The sequence below is a fragment of the Ferribacterium limneticum genome, assembly GCF_020510565.1.
In the GTDB taxonomy this organism is placed as follows: domain Bacteria; phylum Pseudomonadota; class Gammaproteobacteria; order Burkholderiales; family Rhodocyclaceae; genus Azonexus; species Azonexus limneticus_B.
Window position 1 is genome coordinate 3,665,820 of sequence record NZ_CP075189.1, and the last position, 25,067, is coordinate 3,690,886.

Consider the following 25,067-nt stretch of genomic DNA (forward strand, 5'->3'; position numbering starts at 1 on the left):
CTCGCGAGGAACGCAGCGCAGGCCTCTGGTGAGAGATGCAGGTGAAGGTTCACCTGATAACTGCAAGAAAGGAAATACCCGTGAAGAAAATGCTGTTGATCAGTAGTGCACTGGCCATGATCGGTGCCGTTCAGGTGGCCGAGGCCGCTGTTACGACTTACAAGGTCCAGGAAACGTTTTTTGAACCCGATACCCAGCCGAATGACTCGATATTCATCGGCACCTTCGACTTCGATGACGTGACCAAGACGGTCAGCAACCTCAAGGGCATCCTCAGTGAGTCGATGACCGGCACCTCTGCCGTCTATCCGAATGACACCATGACCTGGCTGACGCTCGATTATCAACTATCGTCGGTTGCAGTCGACACCAACGCTGACAGCATCAACGATGGCCTGCTGGTCACCACGTTCAAGAACAACAGCAGCAATACCTTCTGGAAAGGAACGGGCGGCGACGGTTGGAGTCCGCAGGCCGGCGTCGATGCCGGTGGGGTCTATTACGGCTTCCCAAGAGCAGGCAACAATTCGGGCAACGCTTACGCCATGATCTTCGTGAATACCACGAATCCCCTGGCCGCCCTGACGCAAAACCAGATCGACAAATTGGCCTACGCCGACTGCGCGCCCGGCGGCATGATGGGCGCCGTTTGCATGACCGGAACCAGCGTGGCCGGTTATGGCGCCATCGGAACGATGAGTGGTTATCCGGTTTCGCAGACGATCACCCTGGCGGCGCCGGTTCCGGAACCTGAAACCTACGCCATGCTGATGGCCGGCCTCGGCTTGATGGGCTTGGTTGCGCGCAAACGGCGCAAGAACGGCTAATTTTGACGGTCTGCGCGCCACTCCGGTGGGCAGACCGCTACCCGGCAACTCCAAAGATGTCAGGCAATCTTGATTCCATTTCATTCGACTGCAGCTGCCAGGAAATTACTGGCCAATTCCTTCGTCGCGCTGCTTTCCGCCGCCTCGCTTGAGGCGACGGCTCAGGTAACAGCCCCAGCACAGACGACTATCGCCCCCCCGCCATCGGCGAACCAGGCAGAGCCCAATCCGGACGGCGCCGACACGACAGCGCAGACTATGCCCTCGGTCGTCGTTACGGCCGGCCGGACAGGCGACTCGCTGCACAGCGCCGCCCGCCGCAACGAGCAGGACCTGGCCCCGCAACGCACGGCGACCAGCGACAGCGCGCAACTGCTCAAGGACATTCCCGGCGTCAGTCTCTACGGCGCCGGCGGCATTTCCAGCCTGCCCGTGATTCACGGCTTGGCGGATGACCGTTTGCGCACGCAGGTCGACGGCATGGACCTCATGACGGCCTGCCCGAACCACATGAACTCGGCGCTGTCCTTCATCGACCCGACGAGCGTCGCCAGCGTCGAGGTGTTTGCCGGCATCACGCCGGCCAGCCTGGGCGGCGACAGCATCGGCGGGACGATCCAGGTGAAATCGGCGCCGCCGAAATTCGCCAAAGCCGATCAAAGCTTCCTCGCCGAAGGCCGGGCTGGCACCTTCACCCGCAGCAATGGCAACGCCCGCGGCTACAGCTTCGGTGCCACGCTGGCCAGCCAGCATGTCAATGTTTCCTACGCCGAATCGAATTCCGAATCCGACAATTACCGGGCGGCAAAGGACTTCAAGATACCCGGCCTCTGGCAGATGATGGGCGAGCGTCCTCTGGCCGGCAACGAGGTGGGTTCAAGCGAATACGCCGGCTCAAGAAACCGGCGCCTCGGACTGGCGCTCAATCTGGCCGATCATCTGCTCGAACTGACCTTCAGCGAACAACGGCTGCTTTTTGAAGGCTTCCCGAACCAGCGCATGGACATGATCGCCAGCGCCCCCGATCCAGGCAATCCGGCCAATTACGTCGTGGACAAGGACAAGCCTTCCAACGTCAACAAACTGGTCAATCTGGCCTACACCGGGCAATACCAGTGGGGTCAGCTCGAAGCGAGGGTGTTCCACCAGGATCTCAAGCACCACATGGACATGATCCAGGACCGCTTCTACGGCATGGTCATGCCGATGGACACCGAAGCGACGACCCTGGGCGGGCTGCTCAAGGGCAGCATCGAACTGTCGCCGACGGATACGCTGCGCGTCGGCAGCGACTTCCAGAACTACCGTCTGAACGACTGGTGGCCGCCGCTCGGCCCGACGCCGGGATCGATGTCGGGCGACGATTTCTGGAACATTCGCCACGGCCGCCGCGACCGCCTCGGTTTCTTTGCCGAATGGGAAGCGCAATGGACCCCGAAATGGCTGACGCTGATCGGCATGCGCAGCGACACCGTCACCTCGGATGCCGGATCGGTACAGGGCTACGCTCCCGGCTTTGGCAACTACGGCGCTGACTCGGCCAGATTCAACGCCAGCGATCACCGGCGCCAGGACAACAATATCGACTGGACGCTACTGTCGCGCTACACGGCGGATGCGATGCAGACCTACGAGGCCGGCTTCGCCCGCAAAACCCGCTCACCCAATCTCTACGAACGCTACCCCTGGTCAGCTTTTTCGATGGCTGCGCTGATGAACAATTTCGTCGGCGACGGCAATGCCTACATCGGCAATCTCGACCTCAAGCCGGAAGTCGCCCATACCTTCAGCGGGACCGCCGACTGGCACGCCGCTGACAAGGCTGGCTGGGGCTTCAAAGCAACGGCCTACCTGACCTACGTTGACAATTTCATCGATGCCAAGCGCTGTGACCTCTCCGGCTGCGGCGGCGCCAGCAACCTGACCAAGACCGACGGCTACGTCTCGCTGCAGTACGTCAATCAGTCGGCCCAACTGTACGGACTGGATCTGTCCGGCCACAGACTGCTTGGCCGCAGCGAGGATTTCGGCAGTTTCACGCTGAGCGGCGCGCTCAATTACGTCAGGGGCAAGAACCGGACAACCGGCGACAACCTCTACCACATGATGCCGCTCAACCTGAAGCTGGCCCTGACCCATCGCCTGGCTGGCTGGACAACGACGGCTGAAACCCTGTGGGTCGACAACAAGGACACCATTTCTCAGGTCAGGAACGAGGTGCGGACCCCGGATTACACCTTGCTCAATCTGCGCACAAGCTACGACTGGAAATACGCCCGCCTCGACATCGGCCTTGAAAACGCCCTCAACAAGTTCTACCTCATGCCGCTCGGCGGTGCTTATCTGGGCCAGGGCAACTCGATGACGACCAACGGTATTCCGTGGGGCATGTCGGTTCCCGGCAAGGGACGCTCATTCAACGTGGCCCTGAATGTGCATTTCTGAGCGACGCGGCAGGATTTCAATTTTGTCCATTTTTTCCGGTTGACCGTGGCAATCGGGTCTGCCTGCAGACCAAAAACAAATAGGCCGCAACCGCGGCCTATTTGGCATTTCCGGTACCGCCAAACGGCGATTAAAGCTGCTTGGCGCGACGACGAACCAGGGCACCGATAACGCCGAGACCGGCCAGCAACATGGCGTAGCTGTCGGCTTCGGGAACGGCGCTGACCTGAACGGTGAAGTACGACGCATCGTGCGAAATGCTGGCCGAACTGTCGCGACCGGCAACGGTCACCCAGCCACTGGTCTGGAAGTAGGTCAGTTCAGCCTGCTGGACCCCGTCCAGATTGGCACTGCCGGAGACATTGTAGGGACCGTTGGCGCCAAAACTGTCAGAGCCATCCTTTTCCGAGTAGGTCGAGGTGTCGCCGTAGACGCCGCCCCAGCCATTCCATTGGGCGAAGGTATTGGCGCCAGCATAGGCATACGCGCCGTCAGCACTGCCAACCGTCGTCGTAATCTGGCCAACCGCACCGGAAATGATCGATTGAATCTGATAGCCGGACTTGGCCTGGACGGAAACCGCCCCGACATAGGTCCAGTCAAGGAAGTCCGCAGAACTCTCGCCGCTGCGCTGGCCAGCCGCCGCAGCCGAGTAGCCGAGATTGCTGAAGGTGAAGGTATTGCCGCTCTGGCCAAAGACCGTGCCCTGAGCAATGCCCCAGAAGCTGTCGTCATAGGTGAAAGTGTAATTGCCGGCATCGACGGACTGCATGGCAGCGCTGGCCGAACCGGCGAAAGCAGTGGCAAAGGCCAGAGCGAGAAGGGATTTTTTCATGGGATAGCCAGAGCGAATAATTGACGATCGATTATCAGCCAGGCTCAACCAGCCTACCAATGAGCCATTCGGACTAAGGCCGCCGGCGCGGCCAGCAAAAACCGGAAATATTTCACGGACCCGCGTCGAAATCTGGCGGGTCGCCAGGCTCAGCCGTTCGTTTCGGCCAGCTCAGCCGTTCGTTTCGGCCAGTTCGGCCAGCAGATCGGCCTGATGTTCCGCCGCCAGCGCGCCGAGCAGTTCGTCCATGTCGCCGTCCATGATCGCGGCGATCTTGTACAGCGTCAGGTTGATGCGGTGATCGGTGATCCGCCCCTGCGGGAAGTTGTAGGTGCGGATGCGTTCGGAGCGGTCGCCGGAGCCGATCAGGCTCTTGCGGGTGCTCGAAATGTGCGCCTGCTGGGCGCGCACCTGAACGTCCTTGATGCGCGCCGCCAGCACCTTCATGGCCGAGGCCTTGTTGGCGTGCTGCGAACGGCCATCCTGACATTCGGCAACGATGCCGGTCGGCAGGTGGGTGATGCGCACGGCCGAATCGGTCTTGTTGATGTGCTGACCACCGGCGCCCGAAGCGCGGAAAGTGTCGATGCGCAGGTCGGCCGGATTGAGGTTCACGTCCTCGACTTCGTCGACTTCCGGCATCACCGCCACGGTGCACGCCGAGGTGTGGATGCGGCCCTGCGTTTCGGTTTCCGGCACGCGCTGGACGCGGTGGCCGCCGGACTCGAACTTGAGCCGCGAATAGGCGCCGTTGCCAGCCAGCCGGCAGATGATTTCGCGATAGCCGCCGAGCTCCGACTCGCTTGCCGACATGACTTCGACCTGCCAGCGCTGACGCTCGGCGTAGCGCGAATACATGCGGAACAGATCGCCGGCGAACAGCGCCGACTCGTCGCCCCCCGTCCCGGCACGAATTTCGAGCAGCACGCTGCGCTCGTCGTTGGGATCTTTCGGCAGCAACAGCTTCTGCAACTCAATTTCGAGTTCGGGCAGGCGCGCCTTGGCGCTGGCGATTTCTTCCTCGGCGAAGTCGCGCATTTCCGGGTCGTCGCGCATTGCCTCGGCTTCGGCCAGATCGTTTTCCGCCTGACGGAAAGCATTGAACTGGACAATGACCGGCTCGATTTCGGAGCGTTCCCGCGACAGCTTGCGGAACTGATCCATGTCCCCCGCCGTGCTCGGCGCCGACAGCATGCGGTCGATTTCATCGAGGCGATCGACCAGCAGTTCGAGTTTTTGGCGGATGCTCGATTTCATATCGCAAGCCGGTCAGCAAATGGTTCAAGGGGGCGTAATGGTACCCGAGAACACCGTTCGTCGGCGATGGAAGGAGATTGCCACGGGAAGATTCACCAAGCATAATTGTTCGATTGCAGATCTCAACAATCATGCCCCACATTCCTCACTCCCTCATCGCACAGGCGGCAACGCTGGAATCGCGCTGGGAACACTATCGCGCCAAAGGTGAAGTCGACCTTTTCGTCGAATTCACGCTGTCGCTCAATGGCCTGACCGAGCAACTCAACCGCCGTCACCTGCCGGGACTGGTCCGCGCCTGCCAGGAACTGGAAAACACTGCCCTGACCCTGTTCGGCGACAGTTCCATGCACCCCATCCCGCATGACCAGGCGAATGCCATCAGTCGGCAGTTGATCATCATCCTGAGCGAACTTCGCCGCCACGAAACGCCGGCCACCCCGGCAAGACGTCAGACGGACGACCTTGCCGAGCGCGAAAATACCAGCCAGCAACCGCGTCAGATTGTCATCGTATCCCGGCCGAACCACCCAGCGACGAAAATGCTGAGCGAGCAACTGGGCTTTTTTGGCTTCATCCCTAGCCACGTTGGCTGGGGAGAAACGCCGGATTCAGAGCAGCCGCCACTGGCCATCCTGTTCATCCCGGAGCAGAAAGGACGGGCTTATCCGCCCAATGCGATTGCCGACATCATGGCCTTGCGCACCGAATTCCCGAGCAGTTATTTCTATTGCCTGTCCGTGCCGAGCAACCTGCAAAGCATCGTCCTCCTCCAGCGCGCCGGCGCCGATGCCTGCGTGCCGCTTGGCGATACGGTCAGCGACGTCCTGTCACGCATTCTCGATCTGGCCCAGACGCAGGAACAAGAAACGCATCGCGTGCTGATCGTCGAAGACTCGGCCACCGCCATCGCCCACGTCCGGCGCTCCTTATCCCAGCACGGCATCGACAGCCGGGCCATCAACGACCCTCGGCTACTGCTCGAAGCGGCAGCCGAATACAAGCCCGATGCCATCCTGATGGACATGCACATGCCCTTCTGCAGCGGCGTCGAGGTGACCAGCGCCCTGCGCCAGGTACCCGAATACCATTCGCTGCCGGTCATCTACCTGTCGAGCGAAAGTGACATTGCCCAGCAGGTTGAGGCCTTGCGCCTCGGTGGCGACCAGTTCCTGACCAAGCCGACCAATCCGATCATTCTGGCGGCGGTGGTCAAGACAAAGATCCAGCGCTACCGGGAAATGCTGCACTCGACCCGCCACGACAGCCTGACCGGCCTGCTTAACCACGCTACGGCAAAGGATCAGATCGAACGCATGATGCACGACGCCATGCCGGGCGGCCGCATGGTTGTCGCCATGATCGACATCGACCGTTTCAAATCGATCAACGACCGCTTCGGCCACCCGGTCGGCGACCAGGTCATCCGCAGCCTGTCCTGGCTGCTGCGTGGCCGTCTGCGCAACACCGACCTGATCGGCCGCTACGGCGGCGAGGAGTTCATCGTCGCCCTGCCCGATACCGAACTGGAGCGGGCCACCGTCCTGCTCGACCAGATACGCCAGGATTTTTCTGAGCTGCCGCACGCGCACGCCGAGGGCTCGGTGCACGCCACCTTCAGTTGCGGCATCGCCGCCCTGCCTTATTTCATCACGCCATCAAGCATCATTCAGGCGGCCGACGCCGCCCTGCTTCAGGCCAAGCGCAGCGGCCGAAACTGTCTGCTCCGCGCCGAGCCGGAAAGTGGGCTCTCAGTCACCAGCGTGGAGATGGAACAGTCGGCTTACCGTGGCCTGCAGTTCAGCCCGTTCGCCATTGTCAGCTGAATTCAGCGCCTGCGTCGGGGCGTGCAGGAACTTGTTGGTCAGGCGTTGCGACAACTGCTCGAGCACCTTTTCCGGCGCCTCACCCTTGGCCAGCAGCTTTATCGCATGCTCCATCTCGTGCCGGCGCATGCGTTCGGCCGAATCGCGCAGCGAGCGAATGACCGGCACTGTGTCGCGCGATTCTAGCCAGCCGAGAAAGTCCTGCACCCGGTTGGCAATGATCGCCTCGGCGTCGACCACCGCCGCCTGCCGTGACTCCAGGCCACTTTCAACCACCTGGGCCAGATCGTCCACGGTGTAGAGAAAGACGTCGTCGAGCTTGCCGACTTCTTCTTCGATATCGCGCGGCACGGCAAGGTCAACCATGAAGATCGGCCGGTGGCGGCGCGTCTTGATCGCCCGTTCGACCATGCCCAGGCCGATGATCGGCAGCGGGCTGGCTGTGCAGGAAACAACGATGTCGTGAGCGGCCAGATGCTCGCCCAGTTCGTCCAGGCGGATGGCCGTACCGCCGTACTGCTCGGCCAGGGCACGCGCCCGCTCAACCGTCCGGTTGGCGATGGTGACCTGCTTCGGCTTGCCGGCGCAGAAGTGGGCAGCGCACAGTTCGATCATTTCGCCGGCGCCGATGAACAGGATGCGCTGGCCGGCAATCGACTCGAAAATGCGTTCGGCCAGATGGACGCCGGCAGCGGCCATCGAGACGATGTTGGCGCCGATGGCTGTCGTCGAACGGACTTCCTTGGCGACCGAGAACGAGCGCTGGAAAAGCTTGTGCAGTTGCGTGCCGAGGGTGCCGTTTTCTTCGGCGGCGCGCACGGCGTCTTTCATCTGGCCGAGAATCTGCGGCTCGCCGATGACCATCGAATCGAGGCCGCTGGCGACGCGGAAGGCGTGGCGGATGGCTTCCGGCTGGTCGTGGGTATAGATGTAGGGGGCCAGTTCGGCACGTTCGACCTGGTGGTAATGCGCCAGCCAGTCGATGACGACCTCGGGCGATTCGGCCGAACAATAGATCTCGGTGCGGTTGCAGGTGGACAGGATGGCCACTTCGCGGACAGGCCGGTCGCGCGTCAGGTCGCCCAGCGCATGGCCCAGTTTGTCGGCGCCAAACGCTACCCGCTCGCGGATGGCGAGCGGCGCGGAATGATGGTTGATGCCGAGGGTAAAAATCACCGGATAGGGCTGGCGCGCACGAAATGGGCGCTGATTATAACATCCGCCCGTGACGCCCTTCCCCGATCTGGATCAGAACAAAAATGCCTGCTTTTCCGGCGTTGACCGTGGCAAGGCATCAGCACCGAACACCTTCATCTGGCGCGGCCGGAACCACACCGACTGGCCGGCCGCCAGTTGCAGCGATTCATGCCGCTCGCGCGACAACTCGACTTCGACGATCTCGCTGCCGTGCAGCAGTTCGATACGGACCACCGGGCCGATCGGATGGACGTGCTGGACGGTCGCCTGCAAGCCATCCTCGGCCGGCTGATGGGTGATGTCGATATCGTGCGGACGGACGAAGGCGGTCGCTTTTTCAGCCGCTTCCCCGCGCTCGACCTCGGCGTAGGCGCCCTGCTGACGGCTGTGAAAGACGTTCACGTTGCCGAGGAACTGGTAGACGAAGGGCGAGGCCGGGCTGGAATAGACCTCGTCCGGCGAGCCGATCTGCTCGATCTTGCCGTGATTCATGACGACGACGCGGTCAGCGACCTCCAGCGCCTCTTCCTGGTCGTGCGTGACGAAGACGCTGGAAATGTGCATGTCGTCGTGCAGGCGACGCAGCCAGCGGCGCAGTTCCTTGCGCACCTTGGTATCGAGGGCGCCGAAGGGTTCGTCGAGCAGAAGGACCTTGGGTTCGACAGCCAGTGCGCGGGCCAGCGCGATACGCTGACGCTGGCCGCCGGACAGCTGCGACGGGTAGCGGTCGGCCAGCCAGTCGAGCTGGACGAGGCCGAGCAACTCCATGACCCGGCGCTTGATATCGGCGTCCGACGGCCGTTCCTTGCGCGGCTTGACGCGCAGGCCGAAGGCAACATTCTCAAACACCGTCATGTGGCGGAACAGCGCGTAGTGTTGGAAGACGAAGCCGACATTGCGATCACGGGCGTGCAGGTGCGTGGCTTCGGCACCTGAGAACAGAATCTCCCCCTGATCGGCGCTTTCCATGCCGGCGATGATGCGCAGCAGGGTCGTCTTACCGCAGCCGGAAGGGCCGAGCAGGGCGACCAGTTCGCCGGTCGGGATATCGAGGTTGATGTTGTCAAGCGCGACAAAATTGCCGAAGCGCTTGGAGATGTTGCGGATTTCGATACTCATCAGGTTTTCTCCGGTGCCAGCACCGCGTTCAGCATTTCGGTTTCTTTTTTCATGCGCCACTCGACGATGGTCTTGGCGACCAGCGTGACGAGCGCCAGTAGGGCAAGGATGGACGCCGCGGCGAAGGCGCCGATGGCGTTGTATTCGTTGTAGAGGATTTCGACGTGCAGCGGCAGGGTGTTGGTTTCGCCACGGATGTGGCCGGAAACCACCGACACGGCGCCAAACTCGCCCATCGCCCGTGCATTCGACAGGATCACGCCATAGAGCAGGCCCCACTTGATGTTGGGCAGCGTGACGCGCCAGAACATCTGGAAGCCGGAGGCACCGAGCGACACCGCAGCCTCTTCCTCGTCCTTGCCCTGTGACTGCATGAGCGGGATCAGTTCGCGGGCGATGAACGGGAAGGTAATGAACAGCGTGGCGAGGATCATGCCGGGGACGGCGAAGATGATCTTGATGTCGTGCTCGGAGAGCCACGGACCAAAAGTCCCCTGCGAGCCGAAGAGCAGGATGAAGATCAGGCCGGCGACCACCGGGCTGACCGCAAAGGGCAGGTCGATCAGCGTGATGAGCAGGCTCTTGCCGCGGAACTCGAACTTGGCGATGGCCCACGCCGCGGCGACGCCGAAGGCGATATTGAAGGGCAGCACGGCGAGCGCGATGCCGATGGTCAAACCGATGGCCGAGGCGGTTTCCGGCTCTTTCAGGGCTTCGATGTAGATCGGCACGCCCTGGGCCAGCGCTTCGACGAATACGGCAACGAGCGGCAGGCCGAGGAAGAAGAACAGGAAGCCGAGACCGACGGTCAGCAAGCCGTAGCGAACCCAGACCGGTTCCTGCGTGGCGCGTGTTGATTTCATGCCGCCACCCCGCTCGCCTTGGCCGCCGTGACTTCGAGCGGCTCGCTGTTCTTGTGGCGATTGGCCGTCCACCATTGCAGCAGATTGACGCTGAGCAGCAGGATGAAGGACAGGCCGAGCATGACCACGGCCAGCGCCGTGGCACCGAGCACGTCGTATTGCTCGAGCTTGGAGATGATGAGCAGCGGCGTGATTTCTGAAACCAGCGGCAGGTTGCCGGCGATGAAGATGACCGAGCCGTATTCGCCGACAGCGCGGGCAAAGGCCAGGGCAAAGCCGGTGAGCAGGGCCGGGAAAATGGCCGGGAAAATGACTTTGACGAAGGTCTGCCAGCGCGAAGCACCGAGCGAGGCGGCGGCCTCCTCGACTTCGGTTTCGATGTCCTCAATCACCGGCTGCAGGGTGCGCACAACAAAGGGCAGCGTGATGAAGGTCAGCGCAAAAACGATACCGAGCGGCGTGTAGGCGACCTTGATGCCGAGCGGCTCAAGATACTGGCCGAGCCAGCCATTGCCAGCGTACAGCGTGGCCAGCGTGATGCCGGCGACGGCCGTCGGCAGGGCGAAAGGGAGATCAACCAGGGCATCGACGAAGCGCTTGCCGGGAAACGGGTAGCGCACGAGTATCCAGGCGACGATCAGGCCGAAGAAGGCGTTGATCGCCGCGGCCAGAAACGAAGCGCCGAAGGTGACGCGAAAGGCGGCCAGCGAGCGCTCGCCGAGGGCGATGTCGATGATCTGCCCGAAGCCGAGTTCGGAGGCCTTGAGGATCATGCCACCGAGCGGCAGCAGGATCAGGATCGAGAGATAGACCAGTGTGTAGCCCAGCGCCAGGCCAAAGCCGGGCAACACGCGGTGAGTTTTTGCAGCCATGGATTTCAATTTTTGCCAAAATTTCCGGTTGACCGTGGGAACAGGCCGGACCGCAGTTCAAGCAGCCCGCCCGACGGTTGCGTCACCGCTTACTTGGCAACGTAAATCTGGTCGAAGCTGCCGCCATCCTTGAAGTGGGCAGCAAATGCCTTGTTGGCACCACCGAACACTTCATCGACCGTAAAGGTCTTCACGGCAGGGAAGGAAGCCGCATATTTCTTCAACAGCTCGGCATCACGCGGCCGCAGATAGTTCTGCGCGGCATTTTCCTGACCTTCCTTCGACCACAGATATTCGAGGTAAGCCTGCGCCTGCTTGCGCGTGCCTTTCTTGTCGACGACCTTCTCGACCAGCGCGACCGGGAATTCAGTCTGCATCGTCAGGCTCGGATAGACCACTTCGAATTCGCCCTTGCCAAACTCCTTGGCGATCATTTCGGCTTCGGATTCGAAGGTGATCAGCACGTCACCCATCTTGCGCTGCATGAAAGTCGTCGTCGCATCGCGGCCACCGGCGGCAAACAGCGGCGCATTCTTGAGCAGCTTGCCGAGGAATTCCTGCGCCTTGGCATCGCTGCCACCCGGCTGCTTGAGCGCCCAGGCCCAGGCCGACAGGTAGGTGTTGCGGCCGTTGCCGGTGTTTTTCGGATGCGGAATGATCATCTGGACGCCCGGCCCGGCGACGTCGGACCAGTCCTTGATCGCCTTCGGGTTGCCCTTGCGGACGATGAAAACCATCGTCGAGGTGTAAGGCGAGGCATTGTTCGGGAATTTCTTCGCCCAGTCCTTGGCGACCAGCCCCTTGTCGGCCAGAAACTCGATGTCGTTGGCCTGGTTCATGGTCACCACGTCGGCCTCAAGGCCATCGGCCACAGCCCGCACCTGCTTGCTCGAACCACCATGCGACTGCTTCAACTCAAGGCTCTCGCCCGTCTTCGCCTTCCAGTATTTCTGGAACAACGGGTTGTAATCCTTGTACACGTCGCGGGCGACGTCGTAGGACGTATTGAGCAAGGTGGCGTCGGCCAGTGCGGCACACGCCACCAGCGACAGCAGAACGGAAACAATGGATTTGCGGAAATGGGTCATGGTTCACCTCGAAGGACAATGAAAGCGAATCTATCCGACCCACTTATAACCACAAAGATGAAATGTGAATTTACTTATTCCAGAAAACAAATTCACCTTGCGCTCGCCACCCCCCATCCGCCGACAAGACTATTCGCCGACCATACGAGGGGCTATGATTCGAGCTTCCTCACGCCGCCGAAAAAACAAGATGCGCGCTTCCCTGCCTATCGCTTTCCTCCTTTCCACAACGCTTACCGCCTGCGCCGCCTTTAAAGCCGAGATTCCGCCAAGCAAGCACATCTCGCAAAGCGGCCCGCTCAAGGTGCACCCCGGCCTGCTCGGCAAGCCGGTTCCCGCCGAACTGCAACCGGGTTCGAGCCTGCCGGCGACCAACCCGGCACCACTGGCCACCAGCCCGACGCCCGAAGCGCCGATCAAGATGGACCCGGTCGGCCTGCGCACCCAGCGCAGCGTCTATTTCGACCTCAACAGCGCCGCCATCAAGGCCGACTACGACCCGGCGCTACGCGCCCACGCGAACTACCTGGCCGAACACCCGAAGGCCCGCGTGCGCATCGAAGGCAATGCCGACGAACGCGGCAGCGCTGCTTACAATCACCAGCTGGGTCTTAAGCGCGCCGAAAACGTGCGCGCCACACTGGCCAGCCATGGCGCCAGGAAAAAGCAGATCAGTATCAAAACCCTGGGCGCCAGCAACCCGAAAAAAACCGGTCATGACGAAGAGTCGTGGGCTGAAAATCGCCGTTCCGACGTAGTTTACGAACGGGAAGACTAGCCTCCGCCTGCGCATAAACAAAAAGGCCTCGCAATCCGGCGAGGCCTTTTTCCATTTTGCGATCCGGATTATTTTTGCGTTTCGCTCTCGGCCCGAACCGGCCGATACGCCAGCCATTCCGAAAACGGAATTTCATCGACTTCGAGACGCCGCCTCTCCACACTCTTGCGCCGCTCACGCCAGCCGTTTGGCGGGCCGGATTCCAGGGCTCGGCGGTCGCGCCCCATCCGTTTCTCATTTTTCACGACCATCGCACACCTCGCTTCGCCATCGTTCGGGGAGCTCAACTGCCCCGCTTCAGTTTCAGGATATGGCCAAGCAAAAAGTCGGTCAGTGAAGAAAATCACAGCTGTTGACAAATACGGCCCGAGCAAGTCGGGCCGCTCAATTTTGGCAGGAAGACAAGCAATCAAATCTCTCAGGCGCCGGGAAGGTAAGCAATTGAATTGCAAAGCGCCGGCAATGACAGCCCTCGCCAGTGCGAGCGCTCTACCAAGCCCATCCCGCGGCCTAGTTAACCAGCGAGAACTCCTTGGTATCGACCCGTTTAGTATCTTGCAGAGTCGTCGTTCTGACGAACCTGACCTGACTGGACAAGCCGGTGTTGAGGTCAACAGTTGCCTTCAGGCTGTCCTTGATACTCATGCCTTTTAGCTGTTTCCTCATGTTCTCCTCGTCGACTTTGTTCATTTTTCCTTGCGCCATCTGGGAAATCAGCTGAGCAACCGACTCGGCCTTGACCGACTGCCGGGTTTCCAGCTTGAGGATGTGCTTGTTCTCAGGCAGCCTCGAAACTGTTGTTACACCCGAGGTCTTGAATGGGGCGCCGCCAAATGGATTAGGCATTTCAGACTCGAACCTGATCGGCGCTTTGGCATTGGGATCTGCCGAAGCACCAACGAAGAGAAGCGGCAAGTCCTTGAGCATCGCGCCCACGATAGCCTGCTTGGTACTGAACATCGCTTGCAACTGGGCTTTCACCTGCTCCGGCAGACCATTCCTGGTGGAAGCAGCGAGCTTGTCGATGAGATTCTTGACGGCAGCCTGAACCTCCTCGAAATTTTGCAGGTCCAGAATCTGGCCGCGGTTATCCACGACGACCCGGAACTTGAGGGACTGGACGATTTCCTGGACATCATTCAAAAATCGCTGAGCCTCGGGATTCTCCGCCGGCATGGCCAGTTCGCTCTTGCCATATCCGAGTTCAAGCAGGAAAGCATCCTTGCTTGCTCTGAGAACCAGGAGAGAGAAAGGCGTCGTCGCTTTGGAAGCTTGCTTCCCCTTGGCTGAGTCGGTGGCTCGCTCGTTTACAGAAACCCAGTTGTATGTCGCGCCCTCCTGAAGCCGCAGACCAAGCGCGACAGGCTCAGCATTAACCAGAGAAGCACAAAACACAGCGCAAACGAGAACGACCCTTGCCAGCTGGCGCATTTTGAAACTCCTCAAGTCAGGCGGAAAGGCGTCAAATTTACCCCGGGCGACATGCCAAATGCAAATTGCAGACCGCACGCCAAAGTCCCCTTGATGACAGCTGTTCCCTCAAGGAGTTGCAGCAGTCGCAAGGTGGCCGCTTTGGCCCTCCAATTGAAAAGGGAGCCTCCCGGCTCCCTCCTGTCAATCCAACGGACTTGATTGTTTCAGTTCAAAAAATCACCAGTTCGGTTCGCGCTCCGGCGTAGACGTAATCCGGTGAATACTGAGGTCGGCGCCCTCGTATTCCTCCTCCTGATCAAGGCGTAAACCCATGGTCGCCTTGAGGGTGCCATAGACCAGCGCGCCGCCAATCAAGGCGACGGCGATGGCCATCGCGGTCATGATCAGTTGCGGCATGAAGGTGATGCCGCCTGCCCCGCCCAGCGCCTTGCTGCCGAAAATTCCGGCGGCGATGCCGCCCCAGGCACCACACATCCCGTGCAGCGGCCAGACACCAAGCACATCGTCGATCTTCCAGCGGTTCTGCACCAAAGTGAACATCATGACGAACAGTCCGCCGGCCACGCCACCGACGACCAGTGCACCGATCGGGTGCATCAGATCCGAACCGGCGCAAACAGCGACCAAACCGGCCAGCGGCCCATTGTGCAGGAAGCCCGGGTCGTTCTTGCCGGCAACGAGCGCGACCAGCGTGCCGCCGACCATGGCCATGAGCGAATTCAATGCAACCAGGCCGGAGATCTTGTCGAGGGTCTGGGCGCTCATGACGTTGAAGCCGAACCAGCCGACCGTCAGGATCCAGGCACCGAGCGCCAGGAAGGGAATGGATGAAGGCGGGTGCGCTGAAATCCGGCCGTCCTTGCTGTAGCGGCCGTGGCGCGCGCCGAGCAGGAGCACGGCCGGCAAGGCGATCCAGCCGCCCATGGCATGGACGACGACAGAGCCGGCGAAGTCGTGGAACTCCTCGCCGAAGGTGGCCTTGAGCCAGGCCTGGACGCCGAAGGCCTGATTCCAGGCAATGCCTTCGAAGAAGGGATAGACAAAACCGACGAGCATGAAGGTGGCGATCAGTTGCGGGTTGAACTTCGCCCGTTCGGCGATGCCGCCGGAAATGATGGCCGGGATCGCTGCCGCGAAGGTAAGCAGGAAGAAGAACTTGGTCAGTTCGAAACCATTTTTCTCCATGAGCGTCTCGACGCCGCTGAAGAAATTGACGCCGTAGGCGATGCTGTAGCCGACGAAGAAGTAGGCCACGGTGGATACGCCAAAATCGCTGAGGATCTTGACCAGCGCATTAACCTGGTTTTTCTTGCGGACCGTGCCGACCTCAAGGAAGGCAAAGCCTGCGTGCATGGCCAGCACCATGATGGCGCCGAGCAGGATAAACAACACGTTGCTACTGGATTGAACCGTTTCCATGAATCACCCCAATCAAAGAATGGGGAGGCAGGAAGCAAGCACCATTCCAGTGCGCCAATATTGTTATAAATCAGTGCATTGCCAAATACCAAAACAGTTCAATCGCACCATATGAGTGCCGAATTACAGGCGCGCGCTCACTAACGGTGCGCCAGCGCCTTATTTCGGGGCAAGCTCGACCGGTAAAAGAACCCACAACCGGCCATTCTGTTTCATCCGCCCGGCCTGCTCGCCGGCTTCCTTGCCGAAACCCCAGAAGAAATCGGCTCGCACCGCGCCCTTGATGGCGCCGCCAGTGTCCTGCGCCATGACCAGCCGATTCATCGGCATTGCCGTATTCGGCCGCGTCGTCGCCAGGAAGACCGGGGAACCGAGCGGCACCGAACGCGGATCGATGGCGATGCTGCGCTCGGCTGTCAACGGGACGCCCAGGGCGCCGATTGGACCGTCCTGGCTGTTCGCCACTTCGCGGAAGAAAACATAGCTCGGATTGGTATTGAGCAGGTTGTCGAGGCGTGACGGATTGGCCCGCGCCCAAGCCTGGATGCCCTGCATCGATGCTTCTTCGAGTTTCAGTTCGCCGCGCTCGACGAGCGCCTTGCCGATGGACTGGTAGGGATGCCCGTTCTGGTCAGCGTAATTGAGACGAACCACGCTGCCATCGGCCAGTCGGACGCGGCCGGAACCCTGGACCTGCAGGAAGAACAGCTCGACGGCGTCGTCGACGTAAAGCAGGGTCTTGCCGGGCAGTTTTTCGCCGCGCGCCGCAATTTCGGCCCGCGACCAATAGGGCACGACCTTGTTGCCCTCCAGCCGGCCGCGCACGCGCTTGTCTTTCAGCTCGGGAAAGACCGCCGACAAATCTATGGTCAGCAGGTCGTCCGGCACGCCGCGCACGGGCTGCTCGTAGCCTTTGCTACGCGAGCGGCTGCCTTGTAGTAGCGGTTCGTAGTAGCCGGTGATCATGCCGCTCGTGGCGCCATCACCGTTGGCGACGGCATAGGGTTTCAAATGCTGCTCGAAGAAACGGCGCGGATCGTGACCCGGCTTGCCATCCGCCACCCGCGCCAGATCGCAGACACGCTTCCAGCCGGCCCCATTCGGCTTGCTGCCGACACCGCGGCAGGACTGCAGGAAGGCGGGCCAGGCAGCGGCCACATCGTCAGCGGCCCAGCCGGGCAGATCACCCCAGCCAGCGGGATGAAACGAGCGCGTGAAAACAGGAGGGGTTGTTGGCGCAGGCGTCGGCGCGACAGGCACGGGCGTTGGGCAGGCGGCACAGGCTGGACAGGGCGCGCAAGTCGCCGGCGCGACGCTGGGCGGCACGGTCGAGCAGCCGGCCAGCAAGGTGAGAAATAAAAGGGCTGCCGTTTGGATTTTTCGCATGGGTTTCGCTAGAGTTCGCAATTTGCCGCGAAGTATACCTGCCACCATGCCCAACACTCCCTCCCTGGAACGTCTGCTTGCCCGCACCGAAGCGGTACTGGCCCGCTTCGAAGCCTCCCTGCCGCCGCTTCAACAGGCGCCGGACTGGCAATCGGCCGTCGCTTTCCGCTGGCGCAAGAGCAATGGCCGCGGCTGGTTGCAGGCGGTGCGCCATCCGCACCCGATCCGCCTGTCCGATCTCGAGAACATCGACGATCAGAAAGAGCGCATTACCGCCAACACGCGCCAGTTCGTCGCCGGCAAGACCGCCAACAACGTGTTGCTGACCGGCACGCGCGGCTCCGGCAAGTCGTCGCTGGTCAAGGCCGTGCTCAATGAATACTCAGGCAAGGGCCTGCGCCTGATCGAGGTGGACAAGGAGGATCTGATCGATTTGGCCGACATCGTCGATCTGGTCGACGGTCGACCGGAAAAATTCATCATTTTTTGCGATGACCTGTCCTTCGAGGCCGGCGAGACGGCGTACAAGGCGCTCAAATCGGTGCTCGACGGCTCAATCGCCGCGCCGCCCGACAACGTGCTGATCTACGCCACATCGAACCGCCGCCACCTGATGCCGGAATACTTCTCGGAAAATCTCGAAACGCATCGCGTCGATGACGAAATCCACCCCGGCGAAACCACCGAGGAAAAAATCTCGCTGTCCGAACGTTTCGGCCTGTGGATTTCCTTCTACCCGTTCAGCCAGGACGACTATCTGGCCATCGCCAATCACTGGGCGCGCCAGCTTGGCGTCAGCGAAGAGGTCATTGCCGCCAGCGAGCGCGAGGCGCTGAACTGGGCGCTGAGCCGCGGCTCGCGCTCCGGGCGCGTCGCCTGGCAGTTTGCCCGCGACCTGGCCGGGCGCCAGAAAGCATCGCGAAAGAAAACCAAGTGACGAAGATCGTCGAAGTCGCCGCCGCCGTCATGCTGCGCGCCGACGGCCGCGAATTCCTGCTCGCCCAGCGCCCTGAAGGCAAGGTTTACGCCGGCTACTGGGAATTCCCCGGCGGTAAGGTCGAGCCCGGCGAGAGCATCCGCGACGCGCTCATCCGCGAATTGCAGGAGGAACTTGGCATCACCGTCACCGCGTGCTCGCCATGGCTGACCCGGCAATTCACTTACCCGCACGCCACGGTGCGCCTCAATTTCTGGCGGGTCACGGCGTGGGACGGCGAAATCGGCATCACGGCGCCGCTTGAACACTCAGCCGTCGAATGGCAACGGACGGGCTACGCAGCCACCGTCGCCCCCATCCTGCCTGCCAACGATCCGATCCTCAAAGCCCTGTCGCTGCCGACCACGATGGCCATCACCAACGCCGAGGACGAGGGCACGGAACGCCAGCTGGAACGGCTGGAAGAGGCGCTCCAGGCCGGGCTGCGGCTGATCCAGGTACGCGACAAGGGCTGGCCGCCAGCTCAACGCCTGTGGTTCGCCGAAGCCGTTTGCCGGCTGGCGCACAGCCATGGTGCGCTCGTCGTTATCAACGACGACGAGGAGATTGCCCGGAAGGTTGGCGCCGACGGCATCCATCTGTCGTCGATCAAGCTGGCCGCCTGCACGCAGCGCCCCGATTTCACGTGGATCGGCGCCTCCTGCCACAGCGCGGCGGAAATCACCCGCGCCGGCGAACTTGGCTTCGATTACGCTTTGCTCGGCCCGGTGCTGCCGACGCCCAGCCATCCCGAAACCCCAGGCCTCGGCTGGCCGGAGTTCGCCCGGCAACTGGCCGGCAACACGCTCCCCGTGCTGGCGCTGGGCGGCATGCTGCCGACCATGTTGCCGGAAGCACAGCAACATGGCGCCCACGGCATCGCGCTGATGCGCGGCTGGTAAGCCTGGCTGTCTGGGCATTTCAATTTTGGGCAAAATTTCCGGTTGACCGTGGAAGTCACCGGAACGACCAGATTCAGCGCGTCGGCTGATCCGGAAAGTCGAGGCCGGGCGTCCCGGCCTCTTCATCGCTGACCGCGCCGCCGATGCGATACGAATCGCTGGCCCAGCAACCGAGGTCGATCTGTTTGCAGCGTTCGGAGCAGAACGGGCGCCACGGATTTTCCGGGGCCCAGATGGCGTCATCGCCGCATTGCGGACAGCGGACCTTGCGCACAGCCATTACAGATTGCAGAAGGTCAGGTCGAAGGGAACGTCGCGTTCGCAGCTACGCGCCTTGAGCTCACCGGCCGGCGGCTTGGTGAAACGGATGTTGAGGAAATACTTGTTGGCGCTGACTTCGGGAATGGCCTGTTCGTCGACACCGACCGTGACGCGGACCATCTGCGCCGCAGAGCCGCCGAGATTGAGCTGGAACTGGCCGTTGGTCGCCGAGTAGCTTTTCGGGCGACCGCTCGAGCGCAGCAGGCGCAGGACGATGGTCGCCGCATCACGCAAGGGTAGCATCGGCTTGGTCCAGCCCTCCAGCGCGCTGCGCCGGACATCGGCCGGGCGGTGCAGCCACCAGTGGTAGGACGGCAGATCGAATTCGCAGACGCCACCGGGAATGGCGGCCCGGCTCTTGATGCCCATGAGCCAATCGTTCTCGCGCAGGTATTGGCCGATCTTGCCGGTCATACCGAGCAGCGCGGCCGACGATTGTTCGATTTCATAGAGGGCGCCGGACAGCGCTTCTTCAGAAATTTCGGGGTTGTTGCGGAAGGCGAGCAGGGTTTGCCGTTGCCGCTCGAGTTCCTGGATGAGGTCCATCTTGAGGTCGGCGCGACCGGCCACCTCAAGGATTTCGAACAGGGAAAGGAGCGCGGCGTGATGCTCCATGTGGCCGTCTTCCTGGGCGAAATACGCCGTTTTTTCGAACAAATCTTCCAGACGCAGCAGCGTGCGGATGCGTTCATTAAACGGGTATTCGTAGGTGATCACGCGGCCGGTGTCCGAGAAAACGGAAAATTTTGTTTATTCTGAGCCATTTGCATTCAAATCTCAACAGCTTGCTTTAAGTTTTTCAGCCAAAAGTGCTAGATAGTTTGCGTGGCGGATTTTGACTTGTCCGACAATTTTTTCCCGATCCCCATCGTTGACCACGACATCATCGGCCGCGGCCAGCCGTTGCTGGCGCGTCGCCTGGGCGGCCATGATCGCTTTGACCTCTTCCGCCGACAACCCGTTCCGCGCCATGACACGCTCTATTTGCAGGCTTTCCGGGCAATCGACGACGACGATTCGGTCGCAGCGTTGCCGGTAATTTCCGGATTCGACGAGGAGCGGCACGGCCAGAATGACGTAGGGCTCGGTCGCGGACTTGCAGCGTTCGGCCGAAACCTGGCGAATCAGCGGGTGCAGGATACCTTCAAGCCGGCTTCTCGCCGACGGATCAGCAAAAGCCAGCTGGCGCATCGCTACGCGGTCGAGAGCGCCATCGGCCGCCAAGACTTCCGGGCCGAATTCAGCCGTCAGTGCCGGCATCGCCGCCCCCCCGGCCAGGGTCAATTCGCGGGCAATCGCATCAGTATCGACCAGCCCCGCCCCTTGTGCGACGAAGAGATCGGCGACCGTGCTTTTGCCGCTGCCGATCCCGCCGGTCAGGCCGACGACGTATTGGCTCACTTGCAGGCCAGCGTGTCGGCCTTGGGCAGCAGGCGGCCGACCGCGCCGATCAGCTCGACCTTGTCGCCGACCGGGCCGCGCGCCTGCAACGTAACCAAACTGTCCTTGCCCGGACGCGGCGCAACCTGCGCCGAGCGGACGCCCTTGGCTTTCAACTCGGCCAGTTTGTCCTGCCCGCCCTTTTCGGAGGAGAAGACGCCGAGCGAAATGGCATTGCGATTGAGCTCATCCTGCACGATGAAAAACTCCGTCACGCCCAGTTCGCGCAATTCGGTGGATTTCCTTTCCGCTTCGGCCTTGCTGGGCAGCGGCGGAATGAACACCCACCAGCCATTGCCTTCCGAGGCGACCAGTTTCCGGGTCACCTTGTAATCGCCAAAACGCTTGGCCAGCAGCGCGGCCAGACGCTCGCCATCGGCCAGCGGCAGGGGGCGCCAGGTCAGGCAGATCGGCGGTTTGTCAGCCACTTCGGCGACGCCGGCGACTTGAACCTTCTCCGCCTTGGCTTCCGGGGCCGCTTCAGTCGCAGCTGGCTTGTCTCCCTCTACACTCCCCGGCGCCGGCGTTTCCGTAGCCGGCGCACCATTCGGAACGACCTGCGTGGGCTTGACGAGCGGCGTCCCCGGCGCCTCGCCGCGCGAGACGACGCGCATGCGCTCGGGCAGAACCTGCTGCTCGACACGCCCGGCATCCGGATTGTCCGGCCGCCCGAAGTAACCTTCGCTGAAGGCGTAGAACAGCAGGTTGGCGAGAACGAGCAGGAAGACGAGCGCTTTCACGGATTCAGCCTACCTTGGGCAAATGCTTGAGCGATTCGGCAATGGCGGCTTCCGGGTAATCGTAGTCTTCGAGCTTGCCGGAGAAATACTTGTCGTAGGACGCCATGTCGAAGTGGCCGTGGCCGGTCAGGCTGAACAGAATGGTCTTGGCCTCGCCGGTGATCTTGCACTTCAAGGCCTCGTCGATGGCGGCGCGGATGGCGTGGCAGGACTCGGGCGCCGGAATGATGCCTTCGGCCTGAGCGAACTGGACGCCAGCCTCGAAAGTCGCGATCTGCGGCACGGCCAGCGCCTCGATCCGGCCCTCGTGGAGCAGTTGCGAAACGAGCGGCGAATCACCGTGGTAGCGCAGGCCACCAGCGTGGATGCCGGGCGGCATGAAGTCGTGGCCGAGGGTGTACATCTTCATGATCGGCGTGTAGCCGGACACATCGCCGTAGTCATAGGCGTAGTGGCCCTTGGTCAGCGTCGGGCAGGAAGTCGGCTCGACTGCCACACAGCGCAGGTTGGTGGCGCGCTTGTCGCCGGCTGCCTTGTCGGCCAGAAAGGGGAAGGCGATGCCGCCGAAGCTGGAACCGCCACCGCACGGCCCGAAGATCACGTCCGGGTAGAGGCCGATCTTGTCGAACTGCTTCTTGGCCTCAAGGCCGATGACCGACTGGTGCAGCAGCACGTGGTTGAGCACCGAGCCGAGCGTGTAGCAGGTGCCGGGATCAGCCGCAGCTTCCTCGACGGCTTCCGAAATGGCCAGGCCGAGCGAGCCCTGGTTGTCCGGGTCGGCAGCCAGCGCGGCACGGCCGGCGTTGGTCAGGTTGCTCGGGCTGGCGAAGACTTCAGCGCCCCAGGTCTGCATCATCGAACGGCGGAACGGTTTCTGCTCGTAGCTGACCTTGACCATGTAGACGCGCACCGGCAGGCCGAACATCTGGCCGGCGAAGGCAATCGACGAGCCCCACTGGCCGGCGCCGGTTTCGGTGGTCAGCCGCTTGGTGCCGGCGATCTTGTTGAAATAGGCCTGCGGCACGGCCGAATTCGGCTTGTGCGAACCGGCCGGCGAGACGCCTTCGTATTTGTAGAAAATCTTGGCCGGCGTGCCGAGCGCCTGCTCCAGACGCAGGGCGCGGCAGAGCGGCGCCGGGCGCCACAGGGCGTAGATCTGGCGGACCTCTTCGGGAATGGCGATCCAGCGCTCAGCCGACATTTCCTGCTCGAGAATCGGGCCGGGGAAAATCGCGCCCATTGCTTCCGGCGGCACCGGGTTGCCATCGGGCCCGAGCGGCGGGGCCGGCGGGTTGGCCAGGTCGGCAACAATGTTATACCAGTGGGTTGGAATGTCTTCTTGTTCTAGGTTGATCCGCAGCGGTGTCACTTTTCTCTCCCGGAAAGTGTTTTCTGAAAGGCGGTAACTTACTCCAAAAGCATTCGCCGACCAAGGGTGCGTCTCGATTTTGGCCGTTTTTTCCGGTTGACCGTAACAAGCACCGAAACAAGCAGTTAAAGTACCGGCTGCCGACCATTTTGACGCCCGCCCCTGCCTTGTCCGCCCCGACGATTGCCACCCTGCTCAGCCACCCGGCCGCCCTTTCTGCGCAGCCCTGTGGCATCGAAGTCACTGCCGCGATGACGGCCGATGGTGACCTGACGCTGGACTACCGCGTCACCTGCCCACCGTCGGCTCTCCGCCTTCCCGCGCCGCAGCCGCCCGGCCCGGCCGACGGCCTGTGGCAGCACACCTGCTGCGAAGCCTTCGTGGCCGAAGCCGACGCCGGCTATCGCGAATTCAATTTTTCGCCCTCCGGCCAGTGGGCGGCCTACCGTTTCACCGGCTACCGGGAGCGTGACGAGGCCTTCGCCCCCACCGCCGAGCCGCAACTGAGCTTCACCCCGCTGGCCGACGGTTTCGCCCTGCGCGCCAGCCTCCCCGCTGCCCTGCTGCCGACCGGCAATACGCTGCACCTTGGCCTCACCGCCGTCATCGAAGCAGCCGACGGCAGCAAGAGTTACTGGGCACTGGCCCACTGCGCCGCCCAGCCCGATTTCCACGTCCGTCAGAGCTTTGCCCTGACCCTGAAGCGAAACACGCCATGACCCAGACCGTCCTCTTCGGCATCGACCGCCTGATCGCCGACCCCGCCCTGCGCCGCCCGCTGGCTGGCCAGCGCATCGCCCTGCTCGCCCATCCGGCCTCGGTGACCGCCGACCTGACCCATTCGCTCGACGCCCTGGCTGCCCTGCCCGATCTGAAACTCAGCGCCGCCTTCGGCCCGCAGCACGGCCTGCGCGGCGACAAACAGGACAACATGGTCGAGTCACCCGACTTTCTCGACCCGCAACTCGGCATCCCGATCTTCAGCCTGTATGGCGAAGTGCGCCGGCCGACCGCCGCCATGATGGACACTTTCGATGTCCTGCTCGTTGATTTGCAGGACCTCGGCTGCCGCATCTACACCTTCATCACGACGCTGCGCTACGTGCTTGAAGCCGCCGCCAAACATGGCAAGAGCGTCTGGGTCCTCGACCGCCCGAACCCGGCCGGCCGCCCCGTCGAAGGCCTGACCCTGCGCGACGGCTGGGAGAGCTTCGTCGGCGCCGGCCCCATGCCGATGCGCCACGGCCTGACCATGGGCGAACTCGGCCACTGGTTTATCGCCACGCTCAAGCTCGACGTCGATTACCAAGTCGTCACCATGCAAGGTTGGCAACCCGACGCCGCCCCCGGCTACGGCTGGCCGCTAGTCGAACGCACCTGGATCAACCCCAGCCCGAACGCCCCCAACCTGTGGATGGCGCGCGCCTACGCCGGCACCGTCATGCTTGAAGGCGCGACCCTGAGCGAAGGACGCGGCACGACCCGCCCGCTCGAACTATTCGGCGCCCCGGACATTGACGCCCGCGCCGTACTCGCCGAAATGCACGCCTTCGCCCCGCACTGGCTGGCCGGTTGCAAGCTGCGCGAATGCTGGTTCGAACCGACCTTCCACAAGCACGCCGGGAAGCTCAATCACGGCATCCAGATCCATTGCGAAGGGCCGTACTACGACCATGCCGCCTTCAAACCCTGGCGCATTCAGGCCCTCGCCTTCAAGGCCATCCGCCGGCTTTACCCGGACTACCCGCTATGGCGCGACTTCGCCTACGAGTACGAACACGACCGCCTGGCCATCGATCTCATCAACGGCTCGCCGCTGCTGCGCGAATGGGTCGACGATCCGGCCACGCTGGCCGACGATCTCGATCGCCTGACTTGCCCCGACGAAGCGGCGTGGCAGGAAGCGCGCCGGAAATTTATTCTCTACCGTGAGATATGACCACCCGGTCATTCCATCTGGAATAAAATATCTG

At 62.1% G+C, this 25,067-nt stretch carries 24 protein-coding genes; 8 read left to right on the forward strand and 16 right to left on the reverse strand.

What is annotated here, in order from left to right:
- Positions 1-89: 89 nt before the first annotated feature.
- Complete coding sequence (locus KI610_RS17610) at positions 90-827, forward strand: PEP-CTERM sorting domain-containing protein (protein ID WP_226498568.1); 738 nt, start codon at positions 90-92, stop codon at positions 825-827.
- Positions 828-896: 69 nt separating this feature from the next.
- Positions 897-3,272: a TonB-dependent receptor gene (locus KI610_RS17615; RefSeq protein WP_226496247.1), complete on the forward strand. Its 2,376-nt coding sequence runs from the start codon at positions 897-899 to the stop codon at positions 3,270-3,272.
- A 130-nt stretch (positions 3,273-3,402) separates the two neighbouring features.
- Here the strand turns inward: KI610_RS17615 and KI610_RS17620 are convergent, their stop codons facing one another.
- Together KI610_RS17620 and prfA are read right to left on the reverse strand one after the other, a co-directional pair.
- The gene (locus tag KI610_RS17620) at positions 3,403-4,107 is read right to left on the reverse strand and encodes a PEP-CTERM sorting domain-containing protein (protein WP_226496248.1); all 705 of its coding nucleotides are present in this window, start codon (positions 4,105-4,107) and stop codon (positions 3,403-3,405) included.
- A gap of 171 nt (positions 4,108-4,278) precedes the next feature.
- Positions 4,279-5,364, reverse strand: coding sequence for a peptide chain release factor 1 (gene prfA, locus KI610_RS17625; protein ID WP_226496249.1), 1,086 nt, complete (start codon positions 5,362-5,364; stop codon positions 4,279-4,281).
- Positions 5,365-5,495: 131 nt separating this feature from the next.
- Between prfA and KI610_RS17630 the strand changes: the two genes are divergently transcribed.
- Entirely contained in the window at positions 5,496-7,190 is a 1,695-nt protein-coding gene (locus KI610_RS17630; protein WP_226496250.1) for a GGDEF domain-containing response regulator, read from the forward strand.
- Here KI610_RS17630 and hemA read toward each other — a convergent pair.
- The 5 genes from hemA to KI610_RS17655 form a co-directional block, all read right to left on the reverse strand.
- On the reverse strand, positions 7,116-8,366 hold the full coding sequence (hemA, locus tag KI610_RS17635; protein WP_226496251.1) for a glutamyl-tRNA reductase: 1,251 nt from the start codon (positions 8,364-8,366) through the stop codon (positions 7,116-7,118). The genes KI610_RS17630 and hemA overlap by 75 nt on opposite strands.
- A 72-nt stretch (positions 8,367-8,438) precedes the next feature.
- The gene (locus KI610_RS17640; RefSeq protein WP_226496252.1) at positions 8,439-9,506 is read right to left on the reverse strand and encodes a sulfate/molybdate ABC transporter ATP-binding protein; all 1,068 of its coding nucleotides are present in this window, start codon (positions 9,504-9,506) and stop codon (positions 8,439-8,441) included.
- Positions 9,506-10,369 carry a sulfate ABC transporter permease subunit CysW gene (gene cysW / locus KI610_RS17645; protein ID WP_226496253.1) on the reverse strand — a complete coding sequence of 288 codons (864 nt, stop codon included), beginning with the start codon at positions 10,367-10,369 and terminating at the stop codon, positions 9,506-9,508. Before cysW ends, KI610_RS17640 begins: the two co-directional genes overlap by 1 nt.
- Positions 10,366-11,241, reverse strand: a complete 876-nt coding sequence (gene cysT / locus KI610_RS17650) for a sulfate ABC transporter permease subunit CysT (protein WP_226496254.1) — start codon at positions 11,239-11,241, stop codon at positions 10,366-10,368. The genes cysW and cysT overlap by 4 nt, the downstream gene beginning before the upstream one ends.
- Positions 11,242-11,330: 89 nt before the next feature.
- Positions 11,331-12,329: a sulfate ABC transporter substrate-binding protein gene (locus tag KI610_RS17655; RefSeq protein WP_226496255.1), complete on the reverse strand. Its 999-nt coding sequence runs from the start codon at positions 12,327-12,329 to the stop codon at positions 11,331-11,333.
- A 190-nt stretch (positions 12,330-12,519) separates the two neighbouring features.
- On the opposite strand from KI610_RS17655, the gene KI610_RS17660 reads away from it, so the two are divergent.
- Positions 12,520-13,107: an OmpA family protein gene (locus KI610_RS17660; RefSeq protein ID WP_226496256.1), complete on the forward strand. Its 588-nt coding sequence runs from the start codon at positions 12,520-12,522 to the stop codon at positions 13,105-13,107.
- A 68-nt stretch (positions 13,108-13,175) separates the two neighbouring features.
- Here KI610_RS17660 and KI610_RS17665 read toward each other — a convergent pair whose 3' ends face one another.
- The 4 genes from KI610_RS17665 to mltA all read right to left on the reverse strand — a co-directional run bounded on the left by KI610_RS17665 (position 13,176) and on the right by mltA (position 17,346).
- Positions 13,176-13,334: a hypothetical protein gene (locus tag KI610_RS17665; RefSeq protein ID WP_226496257.1), complete on the reverse strand. Its 159-nt coding sequence runs from the start codon at positions 13,332-13,334 to the stop codon at positions 13,176-13,178.
- Between the two features lie 283 nt (positions 13,335-13,617).
- Positions 13,618-14,538 carry a hypothetical protein gene (locus KI610_RS17670; protein ID WP_226496258.1) on the reverse strand — a complete coding sequence of 307 codons (921 nt, stop codon included), beginning with the start codon at positions 14,536-14,538 and terminating at the stop codon, positions 13,618-13,620.
- Positions 14,539-14,757: 219 nt separating this feature from the next.
- Positions 14,758-15,960: an ammonium transporter gene (locus KI610_RS17675; protein WP_226496259.1), complete on the reverse strand. Its 1,203-nt coding sequence runs from the start codon at positions 15,958-15,960 to the stop codon at positions 14,758-14,760.
- A gap of 159 nt (positions 15,961-16,119) precedes the next feature.
- Positions 16,120-17,346, reverse strand: a complete 1,227-nt coding sequence (gene mltA / locus KI610_RS17680) for a murein transglycosylase A (protein ID WP_226496260.1) — start codon at positions 17,344-17,346, stop codon at positions 16,120-16,122.
- Between the two features lie 46 nt (positions 17,347-17,392).
- Here mltA and KI610_RS17685 point away from each other — a divergent pair, with 46 nt between their 5' ends.
- Together KI610_RS17685 and KI610_RS17690 are read left to right on the forward strand one after the other, a co-directional pair.
- Positions 17,393-18,283, forward strand: coding sequence for an ATP-binding protein (locus KI610_RS17685; protein WP_226496261.1), 891 nt, complete (start codon positions 17,393-17,395; stop codon positions 18,281-18,283).
- Positions 18,280-19,224, forward strand: coding sequence for a Nudix family hydrolase (locus KI610_RS17690; RefSeq protein ID WP_226496262.1), 945 nt, complete (start codon positions 18,280-18,282; stop codon positions 19,222-19,224). Before KI610_RS17685 ends, KI610_RS17690 begins: the two co-directional genes overlap by 4 nt.
- Before the next feature lie 73 nt (positions 19,225-19,297).
- Here the strand turns inward: KI610_RS17690 and KI610_RS17695 are convergent, their stop codons facing one another.
- From KI610_RS17695 to KI610_RS17715, 5 genes are read right to left on the reverse strand one after another with little or no spacing between them, the layout of a single operon-like run.
- Positions 19,298-19,504: a DNA gyrase inhibitor YacG gene (locus KI610_RS17695; RefSeq protein WP_226496263.1), complete on the reverse strand. Its 207-nt coding sequence runs from the start codon at positions 19,502-19,504 to the stop codon at positions 19,298-19,300.
- A complete protein-coding gene (gene zapD, locus KI610_RS17700; protein ID WP_226496264.1) occupies positions 19,504-20,262 on the reverse strand; it encodes a cell division protein ZapD in 759 nt (252 codons plus the stop codon). The genes KI610_RS17695 and zapD overlap by 1 nt, the downstream gene beginning before the upstream one ends.
- Positions 20,263-20,322: 60 nt before the next feature.
- The gene (gene coaE / locus KI610_RS17705; protein ID WP_404827424.1) at positions 20,323-20,946 is read right to left on the reverse strand and encodes a dephospho-CoA kinase; all 624 of its coding nucleotides are present in this window, start codon (positions 20,944-20,946) and stop codon (positions 20,323-20,325) included.
- Positions 20,943-21,725, reverse strand: coding sequence for a hypothetical protein (locus KI610_RS17710; protein ID WP_226496265.1), 783 nt, complete (start codon positions 21,723-21,725; stop codon positions 20,943-20,945). The genes coaE and KI610_RS17710 overlap by 4 nt, the downstream gene beginning before the upstream one ends.
- A 4-nt stretch (positions 21,726-21,729) precedes the next feature.
- Positions 21,730-23,094 carry a TrpB-like pyridoxal phosphate-dependent enzyme gene (locus KI610_RS17715; protein ID WP_226496266.1) on the reverse strand — a complete coding sequence of 455 codons (1,365 nt, stop codon included), beginning with the start codon at positions 23,092-23,094 and terminating at the stop codon, positions 21,730-21,732.
- 149 nt (positions 23,095-23,243) lie between these two features.
- Between KI610_RS17715 and KI610_RS17720 the strand changes: the two genes are divergently transcribed.
- Together KI610_RS17720 and KI610_RS17725 are read left to right on the forward strand one after the other, a co-directional pair.
- On the forward strand, positions 23,244-23,813 hold the full coding sequence (locus KI610_RS17720; RefSeq protein ID WP_226496267.1) for a DOMON-like domain-containing protein: 570 nt from the start codon (positions 23,244-23,246) through the stop codon (positions 23,811-23,813).
- Entirely contained in the window at positions 23,810-25,033 is a 1,224-nt protein-coding gene (locus tag KI610_RS17725; protein ID WP_226496268.1) for an exo-beta-N-acetylmuramidase NamZ family protein, read from the forward strand. Before KI610_RS17720 ends, KI610_RS17725 begins: the two co-directional genes overlap by 4 nt.
- Positions 25,034-25,067: the final 34 nt, after the last annotated feature.

Excerpts from the sequence above, each read along its gene's own strand:
- KI610_RS17610 (WP_226498568.1), top strand. The coding sequence starts at position 90 with ATGCTGTTGATCAGTAGTGCACTGGCCATGATCGGTGCCGTTCAGGTG.
- KI610_RS17620 (WP_226496248.1), bottom strand. The coding sequence starts at position 4,107 with ATGAAAAAATCCCTTCTCGCTCTGGCCTTTGCCACTGCTTTCGCCGGT.
- prfA (WP_226496249.1), bottom strand. The coding sequence starts at position 5,364 with ATGAAATCGAGCATCCGCCAAAAACTCGAACTGCTGGTCGATCGCCTC.
- KI610_RS17630 (WP_226496250.1), top strand. The coding sequence starts at position 5,496 with ATGCCCCACATTCCTCACTCCCTCATCGCACAGGCGGCAACGCTGGAA.
- KI610_RS17640 (WP_226496252.1), bottom strand. The coding sequence starts at position 9,506 with ATGAGTATCGAAATCCGCAACATCTCCAAGCGCTTCGGCAATTTTGTC.
- cysW (WP_226496253.1), bottom strand. The coding sequence starts at position 10,369 with ATGAAATCAACACGCGCCACGCAGGAACCGGTCTGGGTTCGCTACGGC.
- cysT (WP_226496254.1), bottom strand. The coding sequence starts at position 11,241 with ATGGCTGCAAAAACTCACCGCGTGTTGCCCGGCTTTGGCCTGGCGCTG.
- KI610_RS17655 (WP_226496255.1), bottom strand. The coding sequence starts at position 12,329 with ATGACCCATTTCCGCAAATCCATTGTTTCCGTTCTGCTGTCGCTGGTG.
- KI610_RS17660 (WP_226496256.1), top strand. The coding sequence starts at position 12,520 with ATGCGCGCTTCCCTGCCTATCGCTTTCCTCCTTTCCACAACGCTTACC.
- KI610_RS17665 (WP_226496257.1), bottom strand. The coding sequence starts at position 13,334 with ATGGGGCGCGACCGCCGAGCCCTGGAATCCGGCCCGCCAAACGGCTGG.
- KI610_RS17670 (WP_226496258.1), bottom strand. The coding sequence starts at position 14,538 with ATGCGCCAGCTGGCAAGGGTCGTTCTCGTTTGCGCTGTGTTTTGTGCT.
- KI610_RS17675 (WP_226496259.1), bottom strand. The coding sequence starts at position 15,960 with ATGGAAACGGTTCAATCCAGTAGCAACGTGTTGTTTATCCTGCTCGGC.
- mltA (WP_226496260.1), bottom strand. The coding sequence starts at position 17,346 with ATGCGAAAAATCCAAACGGCAGCCCTTTTATTTCTCACCTTGCTGGCC.
- KI610_RS17685 (WP_226496261.1), top strand. The coding sequence starts at position 17,393 with ATGCCCAACACTCCCTCCCTGGAACGTCTGCTTGCCCGCACCGAAGCG.
- KI610_RS17695 (WP_226496263.1), bottom strand. The coding sequence starts at position 19,504 with ATGGCTGTGCGCAAGGTCCGCTGTCCGCAATGCGGCGATGACGCCATC.
- KI610_RS17725 (WP_226496268.1), top strand. The coding sequence starts at position 23,810 with ATGACCCAGACCGTCCTCTTCGGCATCGACCGCCTGATCGCCGACCCC.